Source organism: Martinezella dioscoreae (genome assembly GCF_009176305.1).
In the GTDB taxonomy this organism is placed as follows: domain Bacteria; phylum Pseudomonadota; class Alphaproteobacteria; order Rhizobiales; family Rhizobiaceae; genus Rhizobium; species Rhizobium dioscoreae.
The window spans coordinates 1-852 of record NZ_BLAJ01000045.1 but is presented as its reverse complement, the minus strand read 5'-3'; the positions used below and the strand labels follow the sequence as shown (position 1 = coordinate 852).

Annotated in this window: 2 protein-coding genes; both read right to left on the bottom strand. The window is 62.0% G+C overall.

From position 1 onward, the window contains the following. On the bottom strand, positions 1 to 497 hold a 497-nt coding region (locus tag GDN47_RS31840), incomplete at its 3' end, for a tetrahydrofolate dehydrogenase/cyclohydrolase catalytic domain-containing protein (protein ID WP_308936562.1). Positions 498 to 500: 3 nt separating this feature from the next. Further along, positions 501 to 852: formyltransferase family protein (locus tag GDN47_RS31835; protein ID WP_267904838.1), on the bottom strand; the 352-nt coding region annotated here is incomplete at its 5' end.

Genomic DNA, 852 nt, shown 5'->3' with positions numbered 1-852 from the left:
GCATTCAGACCCGACAGGTCCTCGCCATGGATGGAGCGTACCAAAAGCATGGCGCCGGCCGGCGTACAGGAGATCAGCCCGGTTTCGAGATCGCCGGTCGCAAGCTTGCCGGCATTGACCACATGCAGGCCATCGACATCCTTCTCCGGCTTGATAGACTGAATGATGTCATCCGAATTCAGATGCTTCGGCAGCGGCAGCTGTACGAGAATGCCGTGGATGGAAGGATCGTCGTTCAGTGACTGGACGAGCCTTGCCAGCTCTTCCTGCGTTGTCTCCGCCGGCAGCGTGTGCTGGATGGACTTGAAGCCGCACTCCTTGGCCATCTTGCTCTTGGAGTTCACATAGGCGTGGCTGGCCGGATCGTCGCCGACGATGACGACCGCGAGCCCGGTCTTCACCCCGGCCTCCGCCTCAAGTTCCGCCGCCGCAGCCTTCACGGCCTCGATCACCGAAGCCGCCGCTTTCTTACCGTCGATCACTGTCGCGAGCGCCATCACTCACCCCATGCGCTCGGAGGCATAGGAGCCTGGGCTTGCCGGGAAGACGACGGTGCGGTTGCCGTTGAGGAAGGTGCGATAGTGGATATGGGCATGGATGGCGCGCGCCAGTACCTGGCTTTCCACATCGCGGCCGATCGAGACATAGTCCTCGGCCGACTGCGCATGCGTGATGCGCGCCGTGTCCTGCTCGATGATCGGACCTTCGTCGAGATCGGCCGTCACATAATGCGCCGTCGCCCCGATCAGCTTCACCCCGCGCTCATAGGCCTGCTTGTAGGGGTTCGCCCCCTTGAAGGATGGCAGGAAGGAATGGTGGATGTTGATGATGCGGCCCGACATCTTTCGGCAG